Below are 22,407 nucleotides of genomic sequence, written 5' to 3'. Positions count from 1 at the left end.
AAACTTTTTTGAAAAGTAAAAATGGGGTGCTAGTTCTCCGTGTATTCAGAAATAAGATCTTTTGTTAAGTTTTGATGCTTTACATCTAATATATCTATTTTGTATTTTTTATCGAATGTACGTGATACAACAGTACTTCCACCAGCAAGTAGTATACCTATAATAAAAGATGCTATGTCTGATAATTTAAGAAAATAACCTAACAATATACCTACGATAAATCCCAAGAGCGGTATCCCATAAACTATTAATGAAAGTACAGCTTGATTGTACTTCATATCAACAACGACTATATCCCCAGGAGCCAACGGTAAAAATTCCTTTCTCACAGAATTTTTTAATATTCTCAGCTCTTTACCACTTTCTTTAATTGAACAAGAACCAGCTATAGCGCACGTTGAACAGGTTGTTTCACTTACACTTAACGACAAATAAATGTACCTATCATCAACATTCGATACTTTCATAACTTCGCGCATAAAACACCTCGTATTCGGATTTTTGATTTTACAACAGAATCATTCAGCTGCTTATTCTACCATCATCAAAAATGGGTAATGTGGTTGACCACCTTGTAGAAATTCGATTTGTATATTTGGGTATTTCTTTTTTGTATATTTTTCAACGATACTCTGTTCAATTGGTGTTGCATTTAAACCAACAAATACTGTTAAGATTTCCTTTTCCTCCATTTTGCATTTTTGATAGATTTTATCAAGTACGTTTGGAAGATTTCTGTGATGAGAAACTAATTCCTTGGCTAGAAAACCTAGATATTCTCCTTTTTTAATCTTCTCGCCAGAATACTTTGAATCTCTTACCGCTATAGTTATTGATATAGCCACAGTTTTTTGGATATTTTCGTTTATACTATTTACTACCTCTTCAGGTTCCTCGCCGATTTTGTAAATCATTCCCATTATATTTTCTTGCACATTTGTTGTTTTTATGACTATCACTTTGATTCCTTCTTTTTCAGCAACTTTTGCAGCTTGTTCCGCCGCAAGGATTATGTTGGAATTGTTTGGGAATACTATCACATGTTCAGCGTTTGCTCTTCTTACAGCATCGAGTATATCTGCCATACTTGGATTCATCGATTGCCCTCCTGAAACGATCTCGTCTACTCCAAGATCTTTGAGCACCTTTGATATACCTTCACCCGGGGAAACTGAGACAAATGCAAGTTTTTTCCTTTCTTTCTTGGCATATAACTCTCCTGCAACGTGTTCGTGTTGCATTTTCATGTTATCTATCTTCACCTTAACAAGGTCGCCATGTTTTAAAAACCTCTCTATAACGTTACCTGGATTATTTGTATGCACATGCAACTTTATCACATCGTCCTGGACAAAGAACACCACAGAATCACCAATTTCGTTTAAGTATGACTCAAGTATTTGTCGTTCGTTAACAGATATCACTTTCTTTGTTTGAACAATCAATTCTGTACAATATTGGTATTTTAATTCTTCGAGGGCTATCGATATTTCTTCTGCAGGTTTTGTTTCAACGCCTTCCAAATTGATCCTTGTATCGCCAAGCATGTACATTTTGAATCCTTGGATAATGTAATAAAGCCCTTTGGCACCGGCATCGACAACGTTGGCTTCTCTGAGCTTAGGTAAAAGAGAAGGTGTTTTTTTCACGGCATCTAATGCAATTTCTTCCATTTTTTCAAAAAGTTGTTCAAAGCTCTCCAAAGATGCTAGTTCTCTTGAGTGCTCATCCAACATTCTAACAACAGTTAATATAGTACCTTCGACAGGTTTTAAAACTGCTTTGTATGCAACTTCTTTAGAGCTTTTAATTCCTTTTACAAAATCAGCCACTGTAAGTTTTGATTTTTTATCAAGTGCTTCGCAAAAACCTCGAAAGATTTGGGAAAGTATAACTCCAGAATTTCCCCTTGCCCCCATCAGTGTTCCACGCTTGATTGCATCAAGCACATTTTTCAATTTTGTGTCGCTGAGATTTTCCAGATATTTGCAAGCTTCAAGCAATGTTGAGCTCATATTTGAGCCAGTGTCTCCATCAGGCACCGGAAAAACATTTAGTGCGTTTATCTCGTCTCTATGGGCCAACAAATTTTCGGTACCTTTCATGAAGATACCTTTCAATTCAACTCCATTTATGCTTGTGGTCAAATTATCACCTCATTTCTATCTTACACCAATGATGTGGACGTTGACTTCCACGTTGTCGCAATTTGCAAAGTGAGAAAGTTTGTGTTTTACGTTTTCCTCTATATTTCTTCCAACTTCTGTAACCTTTGTACCGTATTCAACTTCGACGAATATATCTACAGTGATTCTTCCATATTCATCCTCTTCAACTTTTATTTTTCCTTCTTCTGAGGAAAACCATTTTGAAAACCAATTATCTGTTCCTATGCTTATTGGTCCATAAGTTTCCATAACAGCTAAGTAAACAAGTTTTCTGATGGCATTTACAGTTATTTCGACTTCTCCGTATTCTGTCTGGAATTTCATAAATTTTTCACTCCTTTCATCAGGTATTTCTCAACAGTCTCTTTTACAACGATTTCTACACTTTTGTTATCAAGACCTACCAATTTCAACAATTCTTTTCTTGTTCCATGTTGGATGAATTCATCTGGAATTCCAAGATTAAATATCTTGGTCTCCGGATACTTCCAAGATAAGTTGTTCACATAATGGCAAGATAAACCTTCTCCAAACCCCCCTAATAGACATGCCTCTTCTATCGTGAAAATGAAATTATGTTCATGAATTACATTTTCTAGGACTTGTTCGTCAAATGGTTTCACACTTCTTACTCCAACGAGCGTATAATCATTTCTTTTGCACATTTCAATATATTCTTGTGTAATAGTTCCAACGCTAAGTAAAGCTATATTTTTTCCTTTTACCAATATTTTCCACTTAAATGGGTCTTCGTGTTCTATTTTATCACAAATCTTGTCTAAATTTCCAAATTCAACATCGCGTGGATACCTAATTGCTATTGGACCTTTGTATTTGTCACGCTGCGTTAAAATAGCATACAGCATACTTACCAGGTCTGATGCATTGATTGGAGTAAGAATTTTTAATCTGGGAATACTTCTTAGATAAGCAATGTCAAAAACACCGTGATGAGTTGGTCCATCTGTTCCCACAAGTCCAGCCCTATCTATGGTAAACAAAACATTAAGGTTTTGGAGTGCTATATCGTGGACTATCTGATCGTACGCTCTTTGAAGAAAAGTTGAATATATGGCAACAACAGGCTTGTAACCCATTAAAGCAAGCCCACCTGCGTATGTTACTACGGACTGTTCTGTAATACCAAGATCTATGAATCTTTCTGGAAACGATTTGGCAAATGTACTCAGTCCCGTGCCATCTGGCATTGCGGCGGTTAGCGCCACGATTTTTCTGTCATCTTTTGCTAATTTAGTGATAACTCTTCCGAATACCTCGCTGTAAGAGAACGTATCTTCAGGTTTGTCAAAGTCTCCTGAATCCGGATCAAATTTTTCTACACCATGATATCTCGTAGGGTTGGTTTCTGAATGGGTGTAACCCTTCCCTTTCACGGTAAAAACAGTTAACACAGTTGGGTATGGATAGCCCTTTATTTGCTTAAAGGCTTCTTCTAAGATTTTTAGATCGTGTCCATCCACTGGTCCAAAATGTTTTAAGCCTATAGATTCGAAGAAATCTTCGCCAATTAATGCAACTTTCAAGGCTTCACGGATTTTTTTCAATTCAAACTCGACATTATCATTCATACCTTTCTTTATGCTTTCTTTAAGTGTTAAGTAAATTTTATTTGTTCTGAGTGTTTCTAATAACATCGAAAGTCCTCCAACGTTCTTAGAAATACTCATTCCATTGCTGTTCAAAATTATTTTAATCTTTGAATTTTGGCTCTTAATCTGATTTAAGGCTTCGAGTGCTTGACCACTGGTCAATGCTCCGTCTCCTATTATCACTAAAACGTTTGCTTTCTTACCCTCCAAGTTCAGTGCTTTTTCAATCCCAAGAGCAGCTGCTATTGAAGTACCAACGTGGCCAGCACCAAACCTGTCAACTTCGCTCTCGAATATATTTGTAAATCCGGAAATTCCACCGAACTTTCTGAGTGTTTTGAATTCTTCCCAACGACCAGTTAACAATTTGTGTGTATAAGCTTGATGCCCAGTGTCCCAGATTATGTAGTCATCAAATGGATCAAATACTCGATACAGTGCCAACGTGAGTTCCACTGTACCAAGGTTGCTTGCAAGATGCCCACCATTTTGAGAGATCACCGAGATCATGTATTCTCTTATTTGATTTGCAAATTTGTAAAGCTCATCGTAGTTCATTTTGCGAATCTTGTCTATCATTTCTCTGCTTTTGAAAGTATCTTTCATGTACAAATACTCACCCTTTGTAAGTTTCATTTGACATAAGAACTATTTTTACTTTCCAATTATATCTACTCCCATATATGGTCTTAAGACTCTTGGAACGGTTATTGTTCCATCAGAATTTTGATAATTCTCGATAATGGCAACAAGTGTTCTTCCAATTGCAAGACCTGAACCATTTAAAGTATGAACGTAATTTATCTTACCATCCTTTGTTCTGTATCTCATGTTTCCTCTGCGTGCTTGAAAATCTGTAACGTTACTACACGAAGAAATTTCTTTATATGCATTGTAAGATGGTAACCACACCTCGATATCGTACGTCTTAGCAGCGGCAAATCCTAGATCGCCTGTACACAATGCGATAACTCGGTAAGGTAATTCAAGTAATTGTAATATTTTTTCCGCATCACGTGTTAATTGTTCAAGATCTTCAAATGATCTTTCTGGTGTTGTAAACCACACTAATTCAACTTTTTCAAACTGATGTTGTCTGATAAGTCCTCGTACATCTTTTCCATAACTTCCCGCCTCTCTTCTATAGCATGGGGTGAAAGCTGTATATTTTATAGGAAGTTTACTTTCTTCAATAATTTCATTAATATGCAATGCTACAAGTGACACCTCCGCAGTTGGGATAAGGAATAAATCATCCTTTTCACATGTGTAAAGTTCTTCAGAAAACTTTGGTAGTTGCCCCGTGGCTGTTATAGTTTCTCTTTTTACAAGGTGCGGAACATTTACTTCTGTGTAACCATTTTGTGTGTGTACATCGAGCATAAATTGAGCTATAGCCCTTTCAAGTTTGGCAATTGCACCAAACATCACCGTGAACCTTGACCCACTTAACTTAGCACCCCTATCGAAATCAAGCATGCCAAGTTCCGGACCGATATCCCAATGTGCTTTTGGTTCAAAGTCAAATTTCCTTGGTTCTCCCCATTTTCTTATTTCAACATTTTCTGTTTCGTCTTTCCCAACAGGTACACTCTCATGGGGGATGTTTGGGATGTACAAAGCAAGCTCGAACATTTTGTCTTCAAGTTCTTTTTGTTTTGCCTCGTACTGGGTTATTTCATCACCTATCTTTTTGCTTTCTGAAATTATATCCTCAACTTCTGACCTACCTTCAGCTTTGTACTTAGCAACAAGTTTTGACAGTTCATTTCTTTTTGCTTTAAGATTGTTCACAGTATTAAGGTAGTTTCTCCACTCTTTGTCAAGAGCGATTATTTCATCTAATATTTCGGTTGATTGATTTCTTTTTCTCAGAGCTTCGTAAAAAATCTCCGGCGATTTTCTCAGCAACTTTAGATCTACCATAGATTATTCACTCTCCCAACAATTTTCTTAGGTTTTCTTCATACGGTGGATACACAATTCCCTTCTCTGTTATAATTGCAGTCACAAGTTCATGTTCTGTGACATCGAATGCCGGATTATAAACATTTACGTTGTTGGGTGCTATCCTTTTGCCTCCGCATGTGGCTACTTCTTCATGTGAGCGTTCTTCAATGGGAATCTGCATACCGTTACTGAGTGATAAGTCTAAGGTACTTGTCGGAGCAGCAACATAAAATGGGATGTTGTGCTTTTTCGCAAGTACTGCCACCATGTAAGTGCCTATTTTGTTTGCTACGTCACCATTTGCTGCTATTCTATCAGCACCAACTATCACCGCATTGATCTTACCTTGTTTCATAACCCAACCTGCCATATTATCACTTATAAGTGTTACATCAAATCCATCTTTCATAAGTTCCCATGCAGTTAGTCTTGCACCTTGTAGATAAGGTCTTGTCTCGTCAACGAATACTCTGATTCGTTTGCCTTGTTCTTTAGCGGCCCGCAACACACCAAGTGCTGTTCCATAATCCACTGTTGCAAGGGCTCCAGCATTGCAGTGTGTTAGCACAGTAAATCCGTCTTTGATTAATTCGGCGCCATTTCTGCCAATAGCCTTATTAACCTCTATGTCCTCCTTAGCTATTGTCATTGCTTCTTCTTCCAAAATCCTAATCAAACCTTCGTATTTTCCATGAGATAACAATCTTTTTTCCATTCTTTCGAGGGCCCAGAACAAATTAACAGCGGTTGGGCGGGTTCTTCCAAGGGTTTCCTTAACATTTCTCATTTGCGAAACAACTTGTTCATAATTATAGCTTTTTTTGAGTATCTCCTTTGCACCAAGCACGTATCCAAATGCAGCTGATGCTCCTATGGCCGGTGCACCTCTTACAACCATCTCTCTTATGGCAAGTGCTACAGCCCTATAATCTGCACATGTAACGTAAACTTCCTCAAAAGGAAGTCTTCTTTGGTCTACGAGTATTAGACTGTCACCTGTCCATTCCATAGTCATCGTCTTCAATTTCATAAGGTTCCCTCCTAAGACTTCTTTATTGTTTTTTCTCTTATATTTTCTCAAGAAAGTCTTTTCTAAATCTTTCAAGTCCTCGCTCTTCTCCAAAAACAACCAATTTCTCATCTTCATTGATTACATGGTTCTTAGATGGCCCAAGCAAAAAGTCATTATCTTTTATAACAGCAACTATAAAAAGGTTATAATTTTCCTTTAACCTTAAATCTTCTATTTTCTTCTTTGCAAGTTTTGTGTTTCTAATGTCGACGACCTCTACTTTGAAAATCTTATCTTTTATATTTAATATATCCAACACATCTTCTCGACTTCTTTTTTGTACAACAGTCTCTACTATCTTCACACCCGCAATTTCTGCAGTAGCTATTGGATAGTCAACACCAGCGTATATGAACTTTGTTAGATTTGCTATATTCGATATGTTAGACACTATGTAAAGGTTATGATTCAAGTTCTTTGCTGTTAAGGCAACGAATATGTTCAACGCATCGTCTGGTAGAGTAGTTATCAATGCCCTTGCTTGATTTATGCCAGCTTTTATAAGTGTATCTTCACTTGTTGCGTCACCGTTGATTAATACTAATTTTTCTTTGCCGTTAGGAATTCTGCTCAGGGCAGTTTCTTCGTCTAAATTTTTGTCTATAGCCACAACGTAATTTTCGTATCTAAGCAGTTGTTTTACCACCTGCGTACCTATGTTACCAACCCCGACGACGATAACATGAGATTTCATCTTTGAAACCCTTCTTTCAACACGTCTGTTTTTGAAGACTTTTCCAAGCTCACCTTCAACGATTGTTGCGGTAATATAAGAAATACTGTACAATACAAACGAAAGTCCAACTAATATGAGTAACAATGTAAACAATTTTCCATGCGGCGATAGTTCCTTGGGAATACCATATCCTACCGTTGAGATTGTTATACCAGTGAAAAACAACGCTTCTAAAAACGGGATCTTTTCAAAAATCCAGTAATATAAAGTCCCAACTGTAAATACAAAAACTATTCCCACAACAGATATTTTTATTCTTCTTTTCAGTCGTCCTTCGAAAGTAGTAGTATCTTTGTTCATTGTTTTCATTCGGTCTTGCAAATGGTTACTGCTTTATTATTTGGCTTTTGTATCTTATTTCTATCTTTGATTTCTTGTAAAACTCTTCAAAGTCCTTAGAAACCTTTTCCCTCACTTCATCTTGTTTGGCGTTCAGCAATTCTTTTTTAATCTCTTCTTTAACTTCTTCAAATGTTCTTGCTCCACCTAATTTTACATCCCTTACGCGAATTATGTAAAACTCACCAGCAACGCTTTGTACTGGTAAAATAGTTCCCTTAGATACGTTTGTAATTAGCACCCAGAGGCTTTGTGGCACTTTGCTTGTATCGTTTTGATTTACAAATCCGTTTATGTAGTTATTTATATTGTACTTCTTTGCTATTTCGTCAACAGGTGTGTTTTTAATTAACTCTTGTCTTATGTTATCAGCACTTGTTTTATCCTTTGTCTTGAAAACGATTAAATCATATTGTGTTGGAACATTGTACTTTTCTTTGTTTTTTTCATACTGAGTTTTCGCTTCTTGATCTAAGTAGTATATATAAACATTTGCAAGAGCAAGCGAATATCTACGCTGCATATATAGTCTTTGTCTGTAATCTTCAAGTTGCCCCATTCCAAGTTTTACAAGATAGTCGTTCAGTTGTGCTTCTGTCATTTTCAAATCGGTTAGCATCTTCTTTATTTCGTTTTCCACATCATTTTTGACGGTTGCATCGGTTGGCGCTACCTTTAAACTTTCTGCAAACTGCACAAAGGCAATCTTTCTTATAAGTGTGTCAAGAACTTTGAGTTTATATCTTTCGATTAATATTACACCTTCTTGTGAAGTAGTCAAAATTTGGTGAAATACCTCGTTTGAATTTTGGATGTCAAATAAGAGCTTTTGAATGTTGGCTTCTCTGTTCCATTCATCCATGGTGATAATCCTTCCGTTGACTACTGCGACGATCTCTTGTTGTGAAAATAAAAGAGCGGCAAAAAACAAACTTAACAATACGAGTATCTTTGTTACTCTTTTCATCTTCTTTCCTCCTCTCTAAAGTTATTGGTTATAAAAACTATAGCTATAAATTGCTTTAGTTAACTACTATATTAACAAGTTTACCTTTGACATAGAATATATTGTTGATGTTTTTTCCTTCGATGACTTTTGAAACATTCTCCAAGGCTACTTTTTTCACGTCTTCTTCCGATAAGTCTGCAGGTATCGTTATTCTCCCTCTTACCTTACCATTCACTTGCACCACAACAGTTAATTCGTCTTCTTTGAGAGCATTTGCATCATAATCTGGCCATTTCTCCTCGACTATCAGTGTATTTTTGCCAAGATCGCTCCACATCTCCTCTGCCATATGTGGGGCAAAAGGTGAGAGTATGAGTACAAGTTTCTCAGCCACCTCTTCCAAAAGTTTTTTGTTTGGTGACTTTGTGTTTTCTAAATAGTCACTCAGTTGATTATTAAACTCCATTAAGCCAGCTATTGCTGTGTTAAATTTGAATCCACCTTCTATATCTTCCTTTATTTTCTTAATCATATAATGCAATTTCCTTCTTAGGTTTTTCTCTTCTTTTCCAAACGCAGCATTATCGTCGTTGTTTTGTTTTATTATTTCAAGAACTTTATAGAAATTGTTCCACAGTCTTTTTACAAATCTGTTCACTCCTTCTATACCCGCGTCATTCCATTCAGCGTCCTTTTCCGGTGGGGCCATAAAGAGTATATACATTCTAAGTGTATCAGCACCATATTTTTCAATCATTTCGTCTGGTGAGACCACATTTCCTTTCGACTTACTCATTTTCCAGCCATCTTTATAAATCATTCCTTGCGTAAAAAGGTTTTCAAATGGTTCATCAAAATTTATATATCCCAGATCATAAAGCACTTTGGTTATAAATCTTGAATAAAGTAAATGCAACACGGCGTGTTCTACACCACCTATGTATTGATCAACTGGTAACCAGTAATTTACATCGTTTGTGTCAAAAGGTTTATGATCATCTTTTGGATTCACGTATCTTAAGTAGTACCATGAGCTGTCTACGAATGTGTCCATGGTCTCAACTTCTCTGTGTGCGTGACTGCCACATTTTGGACATATTGAGTGTTTGAACTCTTCACTCAACGTTAGTGGTGACTGACCTGTTGGTAAAAATTCTACGTTTTCAGGTAATTTCACTGGTAGATCTTTTTCTGGAACGGGTACTATACCGCATTTTTCGCAATAAATCACAGGAATTGGTGCACCCCAGTATCTTTGTCTTGATATGAGCCAGTCTCTAAGTTTGTACTGAACACTCTTTTTACCAAAACCTTTTTTTTGAATATATTCCATTACCGCTTCCTTGCCTTCAGCGCTTTTTAAACCGTCAAATGGACCACTGTTTACCATTATTCCTTCTGACTCATATGGTTTTTCCTGAATGTTCCACTCACCATCTTCAGGTTTTATGACTTGTTTGATTGGCAAATTATATGTCTTAGCAAAGTCAAAATCCCGTTGATCATGTGCGGGGACAGCCATTATAGCGCCTGTACCATATTCGTAAAGTATATAATTTGCAACGTAAATAGGTATTTTTTCATTTGTCAGCGGATTAATTGCGTATCTACCAACAAAAACTCCCTCTTTCTTAGCTTCAAGACTAGTTCTTTTAAATCTGTCTTCAAGAGCAACCTTTGCTAAGAACTTTTCGACTTCTTCACGGTACTCTTCTGTAACAAGCTCCATTACAAGTGGTGATTCAGGAGCAATAGCCATGAATGTGACACCATAAATTGTATCAGGTCTTGTTGTAAATATCTTTATCTTTTTATCCATCCCTTCAACTGGGAAATCAACTTCCGCTCCTACACTTTTTCCTATCCAATTTCTTTGCATTATCTTCACATGTTCTGGCCAGCCTTGCAATCTGTCAAGGCCTTCGAGCAATTTTTCCGCATAATCTGTTATTTTGAAATACCACTGTTCAAGGTACTTCATTGTGACCGTTGTGCCGCAGCGTTCACATTTACCTTCCTTTACTTGTTCGTTGGCAAGTACTGTTTGACAACTTGGGCACCAATTTACTGCTCCTGGTTTCTTATAAGCTAATCCAGCTTCATACAATTTTAAAAAAATCCACTGAGTCCATTTGTAATAGTCCTCCATACATGTTATAACTTCCCTATCCCAATCGTAACTGATACCGATTTTTCTAATCTGACTGCGTATTGTATTTATATTATCAAGCGTCCACTTTTTTGGGTGAATTTTGTGTGCAATAGCAGCGTTTTCTGCAGGAAGTCCGAATGCATCGTAACCGAACGGATGTAATACGTTATAACCTTGCATTCTTTTGTATCTCGCAACAATATCTCCAATAACGTAATTTTTTACATGACCAACATGCAGAGTACCGGAAGGATAAGGGAACATGACAAGCGCGTAGTACTTCTTCTTTTCCGAATACTGCGGTGTTTTAAAAACACCTCTTTCATCCCATACTTTTTGCCATTTATTCTCAATTTCCTGAGGTTTATACTCCTTCATCTCAACGTCCCTCCGTTTGTATAAAAATTTTCTGATATCTGAAAGTCTATCAATAAATTATATCATAAAGTTCAAAATATTTGCATTATATTTTTTGAAATGCCATTGCGTTGGATGATGGAATTAAGGGAAATGTAGAATGATGAAAGGTAAAAGTATAATTAACGAAAAATTCAAAAATTGAGGTAGCATAAGCTAAGAAAAGTTTGGTATAATAAATTAAACAGGATTAGTTTGCTTTTGCTTATGTGTTGGATGTCTATTAAGCCTTATCTTTGTACAATTTCATGTGAAGCGAGGTGATTTTCTGTGGAGTACCCGAGTTGCTGCCTATCTAATCAACCACCATGAAGCACAAAAACTTAAAGGGGAGGTTTGTTATGAATGAAGGTCAGATTCCAAGTTGACGTAAGGAAGCTCATCGAACGTGGTGATTTCAGAACACTCAAATTTCTTTTGGAAGACCAAGATCCAAACATCGTCTTTGAGATGATAGAGGAACTTGAAACTTCGGAAAAAGCTATTATCTTCCGCCTATTACACAAAGACGTAGCAGCGGAAGTCTTTTCCAAACTTGAGCCTGATGAGCAATTCGAGTTAGTACGTATGCTCACCGATGATGAAATAAAGTCTATAATAAGAAACATGAATCCAGCCGACCGCGTAGAATTACTTGATGAGTTGCCTGCCGATGTTGTGACTAAGCTTCTCTCATTTTTGCCGAAAAGTGAAAGAGAACAGACAATAGAAATTTTAAATTATCCAGAAAATTCAGCTGGAAGGCTAATGTCACCTTACTTTGTTTATGTTGCAAAGACAATGAACATTCAACAGGCTTTAGAAAAAGTGCGCAAGTTTGGAAAAGATGCTGAAACTATTTATACGATCTTCGTTGTTGAAGAAGATAAAACACTCATTGGAACTGTTCGTTTAGAAGATTTGATATTTGCCGAACCCGATGCCTTGGTTGAGGAAGTTTTTACACCAGATCCACCGTACGTTAAGACAACAACGGACCAAGAAGAAGTTGCAGAAATTATGAAAAAGTATGACTTAAATGCTATCGCCGTTGTGGATAACGACATGAGGCTTGTTGGTGTTATTATAATCGATGATATAGTAGATATAATCGAGGAAGAGACAACGGAAGACATGCATAGAATGGCTGGTATGAGTGAAACAAGAACTTCGTATTTCCACACATCTCCCTTGGTATTTATTAAAAACAGATTACCATGGCTTGTTGGTTTATTGTTATTAGAAAGTGTAAATGCATTTATTGTGCATCGGTTTGAAGAGTTTCTTGCAGCTATTCCAATTGTTGCAGCATTCATGACCACGATGGTCGATGCTGGTGGTAATGCCGGAGGACAAAGTAGTACGTTGGTAATAAGGAGTATGGCCTTAGGTGAAATAGAAATGAAAGATTGGTGGCGTGTTTTAATTAGGGAACTATCCATTGGTTTGATAATTGGTAGTATACTTGGTGGCGTGCTATTTTTGAGAGGGTTTATGATATCTAATAACGTAATGGTGAATTTCTCAGCAGCGATTTCCCTTTTAATTATAATAGTTTTTGCAAATACCTTAGGCTCTATGTTGCCATTTATAGGTAAAGTATTTCACATAGATCCAGCTTTGATGTCTGGTCCACTTATAACAACATTAGCAGACCTTGGAGGTATAATGATTTATTTCTATATAGCTCATGCCATCTTGAGAGTATAATTTAAAGAGGTGAAATGTTTGGAAAAAGAAGAACTTGAGAAGAAATTGTTCGAGTCTTTAGAAAAACTTGATGAGCATATTGAAAGATATGAGAGAGATATTCAAGAACTGAATTTTAAAATCGAAAGGCTCAGAAACGATATTGATGATACATGGTCTACCCTGAGAACTGCCTTTATAACCATGGTGGTTATATTTGCGATAATGGCTATAACATGGTTTTTTCCGTTTCAAGTTAGGGCATACGGTTACTTGTCACCGGACGACGTGAGAAGAAAACTAATAGCTTTGAGTGTAGAGGCGCTGTTTTTTGGTATAATAATGTTATTTGTTCTTTCCGCTGCATTCTTGAGGAGGTTTAGGAAATAATATAATGGACAAAATACTTGTAAAGGGAGCTAGAGTTCATAATTTGAAGGGTATCGATATTGAGATACCTAAAAATAGGTTTGTGGTAATAACGGGGCTTTCTGGTTCTGGGAAGAGTTCTTTGGCGATGGATACAATTTTTATCGAAGGACAAAGACGCTATTTGGAAAGTCTGTCAACGTACGCAAGACAATTCATAGGTGAATTGAAAAAGCCAGACGTTGAGAGTATAGAAGGTCTCTCCCCCTCAATAGCGATTGATCAAAAAAGTGTATCTCACAATCCGCGTTCAACTGTGGGTACAGTTACGGAAATATACGATTATTTAAGGGTACTGTATGCCCAAATTGGTATACCACATTGTCCAAGTTGTGGGAAGAAACTTCAAAAAATGAGTGTTGATGAGATACTAAGTCATATTAAACAAAACTTCACCAACGGAAGGATCTTAATACTAGCTCCTATCGCACGTGAAAAGAAAGGTACTTTTAAAGATGAATTTGATTCGTTCATCAATCGTGGTTTTACAAGGATAGAGGTGGATGGTAAAGTTTACAGACTTGAAGAAGTGCCGGAGTTGAATAAGAACGTTCGTCATAATATTAACTTGGTTATTGATAGACTTTCTGTGAACGGTGCGGATCCACATAGAATGTTTCAATCGATTGAATTATCACTAAAAGAAGGAAACGGTTTTGTGCTTGTACGTACGGAAGATGGAGGACATGAGCATCTGTATTCTGAAAAGCTTTCTTGTTTATCGTGTGGTTTTTCTATGCCAGAAATTACTCCGAAATTATTTTCTTTTAACAGTCCATACGGTGCATGTCCCGATTGTCACGGCTTGGGGTTCAAACTTGAAGTTGATGAAGATTCACTTTTTGAAGAAGATAAGCCTGTGTCACAAGGTCTAAAAATAGGACACAAAAGTGATGGATGGCTTCCAAGAAGGATTGAAAGGATTGTAAGAGAGTACGGAGGATTTCCAGAAAAATCATTCTTTCATCAACCCGATGAAGTGAAGCAGGCAATACTTTATGGTACACAATATTTTGAAGGAATAGTCGCACTTGTAAAAGAACGTTACGAAGAATACTCTTCTGAAGAAACAAGAGAATGGCTTGTAGAAAATTTTTTCGTTGAAAGAACCTGTCAAACTTGTAAAGGCAAAAGGTTAAGACATGAGGCTTTGAGTATTACAATCAATGGACTTAGTATCGTCGATTTCACAGAATTACCTATATCAAGAGAATTGCAGTTAGTTAGAAATTTAAAAAGTTCACTGACGTTTAGACAACTAGAGGCTATACACGAATTAATAAATGAAATAGAAAAAAGATTAGATTTCTTAGAACAAGTCGGCTTAGGTTACATCACTTTATCACGTAATGTGCGTACACTTTCTGGAGGAGAGGCGCAGAGGATAAGGCTTGCGACTCAAATTGGTTCAAGATTGACCGGTGTTATTTATGTGCTTGACGAACCAACCATAGGATTGCATCAAAGGGATAATGATAAACTGATAAGCATGTTAAAACAATTAAGAGATCTTGGAAATACGGTAATCGTTGTTGAACACGATGAAGATGTTATTAAAAATGCGGACTATGTAATCGATATAGGACCTGGAGCAGGTGTCAACGGCGGATATATAGTGTTCTCAGGTACTGTTGATGAATTGCTAAAGTCAGAAGACTCGTTAACCGGCAAGTACTTGTCCGGTAAATTGCGCATAGATACACCTAGAGAAAGAAGAAAAGGTAACGGAAGGTTTATCAGGATAACAGGAGCAAAGCACAATAATTTGAAAAATATAACTGTTGAATTTCCGCTTGGAACATTTATATGCGTAACAGGTGTCAGTGGTTCTGGAAAAAGTTCGTTAATACTGGATACACTTTACCCTGCGATCTCTAATAAACTGTACAAAACAAAATATGAAACTGGCGAATACGAGAAAATAGAAGGCGTTGAGTGGATAGATAAAATAATTGCCATAGACCAGTCTCCGATAGGAAGAACCCCAAGAAGTAATCCGGCTACTTACACAAAGGTTTTCGACAGTATTAGGGAGTTATTCGCGATGACACCAGAAGCAAAAGCTCGAGGTTATGATAAAGGCAGATTCAGTTTTAATGTCAAAGGCGGAAGATGTGAGGCTTGTAGTGGACAAGGTGTTGTGAAGATTGAAATGATGTTTCTTCCAGAAGTTTACGTTGAATGTGAAGTATGTAAAGGTACAAGGTACAATTCCGAAACATTAGAGGTAACTTACAAGGGCAAAAACATTGCAGACGTGCTTGATATGACTGTTGACGAAGCACTTGAGTTTTTCAAAAATATACCTAATATAAAAGATACATTGCAGGTGCTATCTGACGTTGGTCTTGGCTATATAAAACTCGGACAACCAGCTACTACACTATCAGGTGGTGAAGCACAAAGGGTAAAACTGGCCTCTGAGCTCAGAAAGAAGGCGACGGGGAAAACTTTGTACATACTTGATGAACCAACAGTTGGTTTGCACTTTGAAGATGTTAAAAAGTTAATTGACGTGCTCAACAGGTTAGTAGATAAGGGTAATACGGTTATTGTCATTGAACATAATCTTGACATAATAAAATGTGCAGATTACATAATTGACCTTGGACCGGATGGTGGAGATAATGGAGGATATATTGTTGCAACTGGAACTCCAGAAGAGGTTGCGACAAATGTTAATTCTTGGACAGGTAAATATCTAAAGTCGGTTCTTTGGAGGGATTGATTTGGCATTTACAATCTATATAGCAAGTAAGAACAAACATAAAGCTTATGAAATCAAACTTGTTGCACCTGATTTTGTTGAGTTGTTAAATGTAGATACCGAGATAGACGTCGTTGAGGATGGTGAAACTTTTCTTGAGAACTCAATTATAAAAGCTATAGAATATGGAAAATACGTAAATGGACCAGTTATAGCTGATGATTCGGGGCTTTCCATAAAGGCTCTTGATGGATTCCCGGGTGTTATGTCTGCAAGGTACATGGAAGGTGCAAGTTATGTTCAGAAAATGGAAAGTATCCTCCAATTGATGAAGAATTTTAAGAGTCAAGAAGAAAGAAAAGCAAGATTTGTTTGTGTTGCGTCGTATTATAATCCACTCAATAGTTTCTTGGTTTCCGTAGAAGGTCATGTTGAGGGTATAATTTCATATCAAATACGTGGCGACCAAGGTTTTGGGTATGATCCGATATTCGTTCCGGATGGTTATGATAAGACATTTGGAGAACTCGGAGAAGATGTTAAGAAAATTATAAGTCATAGAAGCATAGCCTTTAGAAAATTGTTTGACATACTAATCAAGCTTGGAGAACTGAATAACCATGGGAAGTGATGTGGAATGTTTACTATAAACGCGGATAGACTATTAAGTCCTGTTGTTCAACCAGCTAAAGGTGATGAAATGAAACGTATAACAGAAGATTTCGACGTGGACATAGTTATCGAAGATGGAAAGATTGTAGATATCAGAAAACATAAAAATGCGGATATGCACGCATTGTTGGTGACTCCTGGATTTTTTGATGCGCATACCCATATACCGTTTATTGGATCGAGAGCAAAAGAATTCTTAATGAGAGCTAAGGGTAAGAGTTATATTGAGATATTAAACGCTGGTGGAGGAATTTACTATACATCAAGATTTGTTAAGAGTGCGACAGAGGATGATTTATATTTGACTAGTAAATCTTACATCAGCAAACTCACTTCTTACGGTGTTGTCGGCTTGGAGTGTAAGAGTGGTTATGGACTTGATTTGGAAAACGAGCTAAAGCAACTGAGGGTTATAAAAAAATTGAGAGCTGACTTACCAAATAAAATTGCAAGCACGTTTCTGGGGCTTCATGCAAAACCTTTGATGGACTCTGAAAAGAAAGATGAAGATACTGTTAAAGAGTATATTGAAGCTATGAAAAATTTACTTGACGTTGTTAAAGTAGAAAAATTAGCTGAGTTTGTTGACGCGTTTGTTGATAAAGGTGTTTATTTGCCACAAGAGCTTCAGGATTTCTTTTCAAAAGCAAAAAATCTTGGTTTTAAAGTTAGGTTGCATGCGGACGAGATAGAAAATGTTGGAGCATCAATATTCGGAGCCAACATTGGGGCCGTAAGTGTTGATCATGTATTGAAAATCTCAGATGAAGACATACAAATTCTTTCAAAAAGCAACACAATGGCAACCCTAATGCCTTCTACGAGTTTTTATCTTGGCGAATCGTACGCTCCTGCGAGGAAATTAATAGATTCTGGTATACCGGTAGCTTTAGGCTCTGATTTTAACCCGGGCTCGTGTCCAATTTATTTACCGGCTTTTGTAATGCATTTAGCTATTAGATTTCTAAATATGGAACCAGAAGAAGTATTAAATGCATACACGGTTAATAGTGCACATTTGCTTGGATTTAGATCTGGAATCATCAAACCTGACTTTCCGGCCGATTTAATAATTTGGAAAACATCTGATTTTCTTGACGTACCATATATGTTCCAAGAAAATTTTGTTGAACACGTTTTTATAGATGGAAGGATGGTAGTTTGAAAAAAGCTGATTTTGTTGTTATTTTTATTATAATTTTCATCTCGCTTGTAAGCATTCTGTTTGGAAAGTTTAGAATTTTACCAAATACGAAGGAGGTAGTTGTAAAAATAGCTGGTCAAGAAACTTACAAGATATTTAAACCAGGTAATTTGGAGATTAAAAATAAGCAGGGAAAGTACATAACAACCTTACACTACGACGGAAGATTAATTTGGGTGACTGATTCGGATTGTCCTGATAAGATTTGTGAAAAGACAGGTAAAATTGGGCCGGGAGGAAGTATAATATGTGTCCCCAATCGGATGATAATAGAATTCAGAAGTTTTCAAAAGAACGCAGACGCACAGACGTGGTAATCTTTGGTGTCTTCACAGCACTTAGTAGTGTAGTGTACGTGGTCGAAGGCTTGATTCCGTTTCCCGTGCCAGGAGGAAAATGGGGATTTTCTAATTTTCTCGTCTTGTACTTTTCATATTACGAAAACATAGCAGATGGTGTATTACTTGCGGTGTTGAAGTCTTTGATTGGCTCGGTATTGTCTGGTACTTTTCTTACACCTGGCTTTTTCATGGGATTTTTGGGTAGTTTAAGTGCTGCTTTTTTCCAAGGATTAGCTTCAAAATCACATCTGTTCAGTATTGTTGGTGTTAGTATCATAGGTATGGTAACGAACAACATTACACAATTTCTCGTCGGTAGTGTGCTCATAGGTTCTTCTGCTATTTATGGATTATTACCCGTTGTTATGTTACTCGGAATATTCTCGGCGGTAGCCAACTCTTACCTTGCAAAGCAGACAAACGATATTCGAAGTTCGAAACTAAGAATTGATAATCCTGAATCTGAGAAAGTTTTAGAAAAGTAAGTGAAAGAGCAGTTGTGATGAATTGTTCAAGTTGAATTATTCAAGAAGTGAGGTGAGGATAATGGTTAAGAGGTCTGACTTTCCGAAAAATTTTATTTTTGGTACAGCCACAGCGGCTTATCAAATAGAAGGCGCTGCAAAGGAAGACGGAAGAGGCCCGTCCATTTGGGATGTCTTTTCTCACACATCAGGAAAAATTCTTAATGGTGACACCGGTGATATTGCATGTGATCATTATCACAGATACAGGGAAGATGTAGCTATAATGAAAGAGATAGGACTTGATGCGTATAGATTTTCCATCTCCTGGTCAAGGGTTATGCCAGATGGGAAGAATATAAATCAAAAAGGGCTTGATTTCTATAATCGATTGGTTGACGAGCTACTTGAAAATAACATAACACCTTTCATAACACTATATCATTGGGATTTACCATATGCGTTGTACGAAAAAGGTGGATGGTTAAATCCAGATACTGCCATGTACTTTAGAGCATATGCAACACTGATGTTTAATGAACTTGGAGATAGGGTAAAACACTGGATAACATTGAATGAACCATGGTGTTCATCTTTCCTTGGGTATTTCACTGGAGAACATGCACCAGGGCATAAAAATTTACAAGAAGCTATCATAGCCGCACATAATTTACTGCGTTCACATGGACATGCTGTGATGGCATTTAGGGAAGAAATAAAAGATGGCCAAATTGGTATAACAAACGTCGCAATGAAAGTAGAGCCAGGTGACTCAAGACCAGAAAGCTTTCTAATGGCAAGTATTGTGGACAAAGTTGTTAATGCATGGTTTTATGATCCTGTAGTGTTTGGAAAGTATCCAGAAGAAGCTGTGAAAAATTATATTGAGATGGGAATAAATGTGCCAGAAGATGAGCAAAATATAATATCAACACCGATAGATTTCTTTGGTGTTAACTACTATACCCGAACTTTAGTTATCCATGATGAAAGCAATCCTATGAGATTTTCTTACGTACAAGGTAACCTTCCGAAAACGGAGATGGGATGGGAAATTTATCCACAAGGACTGTTTGACATGCTTGTTTATCTCAAGGAGAGGTATAGATTACCTTTGTATATCACCGAAAATGGTATGGCAGGACCTGACAAAGTAGTGAATGGAAAAGTAGAGGACGATTACAGAATAGAGTATCTCGTAAAACATTTTGAAAAGGCACTTGAAGCTATAAACGCTGGCGTAAACTTAAAAGGATATTTCATATGGTCACTTGTGGATAACTTCGAATGGGCATATGGTTATTCAAAGAGATTCGGTATCGTTTATATAGATTACAACACACAGAAGCGAATATTGAAAAAAAGTGCCTATTGGCTTAAGGAATTCTTGAAAAGCTGAACGTAAAGCTAAATCCGGGATTTGCGCAAGATTAAATCCCGGATTTATGTTTATTTAATTCCGTACAATCGTTCCTTTGGGCTAACTATCTCGGTGATTCTGACACCAAAGTTTTCATCTATCACGACAACTTCTCCGCGTGCTATTAACTTATTATTCACATATACATCAACAGGTTCGCCAGTAAGTTTATCCAATTCTATAAGTGAACCAACGCCAAGTTCCATAACTTCTTTTAGTGTTAGTTTGGTTCGTCCGAGCTCAACTGTAACATTTAGCGGTACATCAAAAAGCAATTGCAATCTTTCATCGATAACTTGTGGTTTTTGTTCAACAGTCGATGTTTTACCAAAGTCTTCAAATTGAACAGGTCTTGCTGCTACCACTGGTTTTTCTTCTTTTTTTGGTGGTGTAAATCCTTGTGAAACGGTAGTGGAAGGTTTTTGTGCAGTTTGTGCAGCTGGTTTGGATTCAAAAGTAGTAGCACCAAAGATCATTTCGTGCAATTTTTTTACAAAAGGTATAGGCATTGCAAGAAAAAACCTTGCCGATTCAAGTTCTTCTACAGACATATTGAAGTTCACTTTCGCCACTTTCTCACTTTCATCGCCTATCGGTGGGAATTTGACATCTTGTCTACTAAAGTCTAATATTTCAACAGCAGGTGGAGTTATATTGACCGGTTTTTTGATCATATCTGATAGCGATGTCGCAGCAGATCCCATCATTTGATTCATTGATTCACCAACTGCACTTAATTTTAATTCATCGAGTTCGTCGCTTTCTATTTTTCCAACACCACCCATCATTATATCTGCAATCTGCGCAGCTGTTCTCTTCTCAAGTACAAGTGCGTTAAGTCCTTCTACTGCTCCTTCAAAATGGATAACAACACAAACCTTTTCTCCTTTTATTTCCTCTCTGAGACTTTTTAGAGTCTTTACTTCGACCTCCGGTGTGGATATATCAACTTTCCTGCCCAAAATATTTGACAGTGCAGTTGCGCCAGCACCAAGTATAATATTCCCAACTTCTCCTATCATATCTTTTTCTATATCAGTCAACGATTCAACTTTTGCAATTTGACCAAGTAACGCGTCAAGTTCCTCTTGAGAAAGGAATTCGTTTCCCATCATCATTCTTCTTCACCTTCCTCTATGACTTGAGTGATTTTAACTGCGTAATTTCCTTTGTATTGACCTGGTTTTCCAAAAAACTTTACCTTTTCGTTAACTTCAACTTTTATAGGTTCGTCATAGTGTTCTTTCAATCTTATTACATCTCCTGCCTCCAAGGTGAGTATCTCACCAAGAGTCAAAACTGTTTCTCCAATCTTTGCAATAACTTCTACCTTCGTCTTTTTTATGTTCTCCTTTAGATTATCAATTAACTCTTGAGTGATTTCTTTTTGCTTTACCTTAAACCAACTCTGTGTTGTTAGTTTTTCGCCTATAGGCTCAATGACAGATGAAGGCCAACATATACTCATATAACCTTCGACTTTTCCAAAATTTACAAAAAATGTAACTGCAAGAACCATTTCATTACTTGGTACGATTTGGACAAATTGTGGGTTAGTCTCTGTTGATTCAACAACGGGTATGAAAGGATGGATTGAAATCCAAGCTTGTGAGAGTGCTGTGAGTATATTTACTATCTCTTTCTTAATTATTCCCATCTCTATTTCAGTTGGTATTCTTTTCACATCAACGATTTCACCTGGTCCTCCAAGTAACACATCCAATATACCATAGAATATTTCAAGACTTGTATTGAGTATCGCGCTCCCAACAAATTCCCTTGCTGTGAAAATTGTTATAAAAGAAGGATTACCTATGGATTTCATGTACTCATCATACGTAAGCTGGTCTATACCAACAACGTTGACAGAGGTAAAAGATCTTAATTTTCCAGAGAAATAAGTTGAGACACTTCTTGCAAAGTTTTCATGGATCATTTGAACGGTTCTGATTTGCTCTTTAGAAAATTTTTGCGGTCGTAAAAAATCATAGGTGCGAATCTTTTTTTCTTCGCGTTCTTTCTTTACTTCCTCTATACTAACTTCGCCTTGAGATAGCGCAGATAACAAACGATCTATTTCCTCTTGACTAAGTACATCTGACAAGTGAG

The 22,407-nt window shown here is 36.9% G+C and carries 19 protein-coding genes; 8 read left to right on the top strand and 11 right to left on the bottom strand.

Annotated features, from left to right (window positions below; translation table 11 throughout):
- Window positions 1–29 precede the first annotated feature (29 nt).
- Genes N2Z58_03335 through leuS form a run of 9 tightly spaced genes read right to left on the bottom strand, consistent with a single transcriptional unit; the run spans window position 30 to window position 11,354 of the window.
- Window positions 30–479, bottom strand: coding sequence for a SoxR reducing system RseC family protein (locus tag N2Z58_03335; protein ID MCX7653697.1), 450 nt, complete (start codon window positions 477–479; stop codon window positions 30–32).
- A 51-nt stretch (window positions 480–530) separates the two neighbouring features.
- On the bottom strand, window positions 531–2,105 hold the full coding sequence (locus N2Z58_03330; protein MCX7653696.1) for a DAK2 domain-containing protein: 1,575 nt from the start codon (window positions 2,103–2,105) through the stop codon (window positions 531–533).
- A gap of 57 nt (window positions 2,106–2,162) precedes the next feature.
- Window positions 2,163–2,492 carry an Asp23/Gls24 family envelope stress response protein gene (locus N2Z58_03325; protein ID MCX7653695.1) on the bottom strand — a complete coding sequence of 110 codons (330 nt, stop codon included), beginning with the start codon at window positions 2,490–2,492 and terminating at the stop codon, window positions 2,163–2,165.
- Entirely contained in the window at window positions 2,489–4,384 is a 1,896-nt protein-coding gene (gene dxs / locus N2Z58_03320; GenBank protein ID MCX7653694.1) for a 1-deoxy-D-xylulose-5-phosphate synthase, read from the bottom strand. Before dxs ends, N2Z58_03325 begins: the two co-directional genes overlap by 4 nt.
- A 48-nt stretch (window positions 4,385–4,432) precedes the next feature.
- Entirely contained in the window at window positions 4,433–5,704 is a 1,272-nt protein-coding gene (gene serS / locus N2Z58_03315) for a serine--tRNA ligase (protein ID MCX7653693.1), read from the bottom strand.
- A 7-nt stretch (window positions 5,705–5,711) separates the two neighbouring features.
- Window positions 5,712–6,758: an S-methyl-5-thioribose-1-phosphate isomerase gene (gene mtnA / locus N2Z58_03310; protein MCX7653692.1), complete on the bottom strand. Its 1,047-nt coding sequence runs from the start codon at window positions 6,756–6,758 to the stop codon at window positions 5,712–5,714.
- Window positions 6,759–6,795: 37 nt separating this feature from the next.
- Entirely contained in the window at window positions 6,796–7,836 is a 1,041-nt protein-coding gene (locus N2Z58_03305) for a potassium channel protein (GenBank protein ID MCX7653691.1), read from the bottom strand.
- A 25-nt stretch (window positions 7,837–7,861) separates the two neighbouring features.
- On the bottom strand, window positions 7,862–8,842 hold the full coding sequence (locus N2Z58_03300) for a peptidyl-prolyl cis-trans isomerase (protein MCX7653690.1): 981 nt from the start codon (window positions 8,840–8,842) through the stop codon (window positions 7,862–7,864).
- A gap of 55 nt (window positions 8,843–8,897) precedes the next feature.
- Window positions 8,898–11,354, bottom strand: coding sequence for a leucine--tRNA ligase (leuS, locus tag N2Z58_03295; protein ID MCX7653689.1), 2,457 nt, complete (start codon window positions 11,352–11,354; stop codon window positions 8,898–8,900).
- A gap of 384 nt (window positions 11,355–11,738) precedes the next feature.
- On the opposite strand from leuS, the gene mgtE reads away from it, so the two are divergent.
- The 8 genes from mgtE to N2Z58_03255 all read left to right on the top strand — a co-directional run bounded on the left by mgtE (window position 11,739) and on the right by N2Z58_03255 (window position 20,277).
- The gene (mgtE, locus tag N2Z58_03290) at window positions 11,739–13,082 is read left to right on the top strand and encodes a magnesium transporter (protein MCX7653688.1); all 1,344 of its coding nucleotides are present in this window, start codon (window positions 11,739–11,741) and stop codon (window positions 13,080–13,082) included.
- 18 nt (window positions 13,083–13,100) lie between these two features.
- Complete coding sequence (locus N2Z58_03285; GenBank protein ID MCX7653687.1) at window positions 13,101–13,451, top strand: hypothetical protein; 351 nt, start codon at window positions 13,101–13,103, stop codon at window positions 13,449–13,451.
- A 4-nt stretch (window positions 13,452–13,455) separates the two neighbouring features.
- Window positions 13,456–16,218 (top strand): excinuclease ABC subunit UvrA, encoded by a 2,763-nt coding sequence (gene uvrA / locus N2Z58_03280; GenBank protein ID MCX7653686.1) that lies wholly within the window; start codon window positions 13,456–13,458, stop codon window positions 16,216–16,218.
- Window position 16,219: 1 nt separating this feature from the next.
- Window positions 16,220–16,828: an RdgB/HAM1 family non-canonical purine NTP pyrophosphatase gene (gene rdgB, locus N2Z58_03275; protein MCX7653685.1), complete on the top strand. Its 609-nt coding sequence runs from the start codon at window positions 16,220–16,222 to the stop codon at window positions 16,826–16,828.
- Between the two features lie 6 nt (window positions 16,829–16,834).
- Window positions 16,835–18,034, top strand: coding sequence for an imidazolonepropionase (gene hutI, locus N2Z58_03270; GenBank protein ID MCX7653684.1), 1,200 nt, complete (start codon window positions 16,835–16,837; stop codon window positions 18,032–18,034).
- The gene (locus N2Z58_03265; GenBank protein ID MCX7653683.1) at window positions 18,031–18,390 is read left to right on the top strand and encodes a NusG domain II-containing protein; all 360 of its coding nucleotides are present in this window, start codon (window positions 18,031–18,033) and stop codon (window positions 18,388–18,390) included. The genes hutI and N2Z58_03265 overlap by 4 nt, the downstream gene beginning before the upstream one ends.
- Window positions 18,321–18,899, top strand: coding sequence for a Gx transporter family protein (locus tag N2Z58_03260; protein MCX7653682.1), 579 nt, complete (start codon window positions 18,321–18,323; stop codon window positions 18,897–18,899). The genes N2Z58_03265 and N2Z58_03260 overlap by 70 nt, the downstream gene beginning before the upstream one ends.
- A gap of 61 nt (window positions 18,900–18,960) precedes the next feature.
- Complete coding sequence (locus N2Z58_03255) at window positions 18,961–20,277, top strand: GH1 family beta-glucosidase (protein MCX7653681.1); 1,317 nt, start codon at window positions 18,961–18,963, stop codon at window positions 20,275–20,277.
- Window positions 20,278–20,327: 50 nt separating this feature from the next.
- Here the strand turns inward: N2Z58_03255 and fliY are convergent, their stop codons facing one another.
- Both fliY and fliM read right to left on the bottom strand, forming a co-directional pair.
- The gene (gene fliY, locus N2Z58_03250) at window positions 20,328–21,413 is read right to left on the bottom strand and encodes a flagellar motor switch phosphatase FliY (protein MCX7653680.1); all 1,086 of its coding nucleotides are present in this window, start codon (window positions 21,411–21,413) and stop codon (window positions 20,328–20,330) included.
- On the bottom strand, window positions 21,413–22,402 hold the full coding sequence (fliM, locus tag N2Z58_03245; GenBank protein MCX7653679.1) for a flagellar motor switch protein FliM: 990 nt from the start codon (window positions 22,400–22,402) through the stop codon (window positions 21,413–21,415). Before fliM ends, fliY begins: the two co-directional genes overlap by 1 nt.
- Window positions 22,403–22,407 lie beyond the last annotated feature (5 nt).

The sequence above is a fragment of the Fervidobacterium sp. genome (assembly GCA_026419195.1).
In the GTDB taxonomy this organism is placed as follows: domain Bacteria; phylum Thermotogota; class Thermotogae; order Thermotogales; family Fervidobacteriaceae; genus Fervidobacterium.
This window is presented reverse-complemented; position numbering and strand designations above follow the sequence as displayed.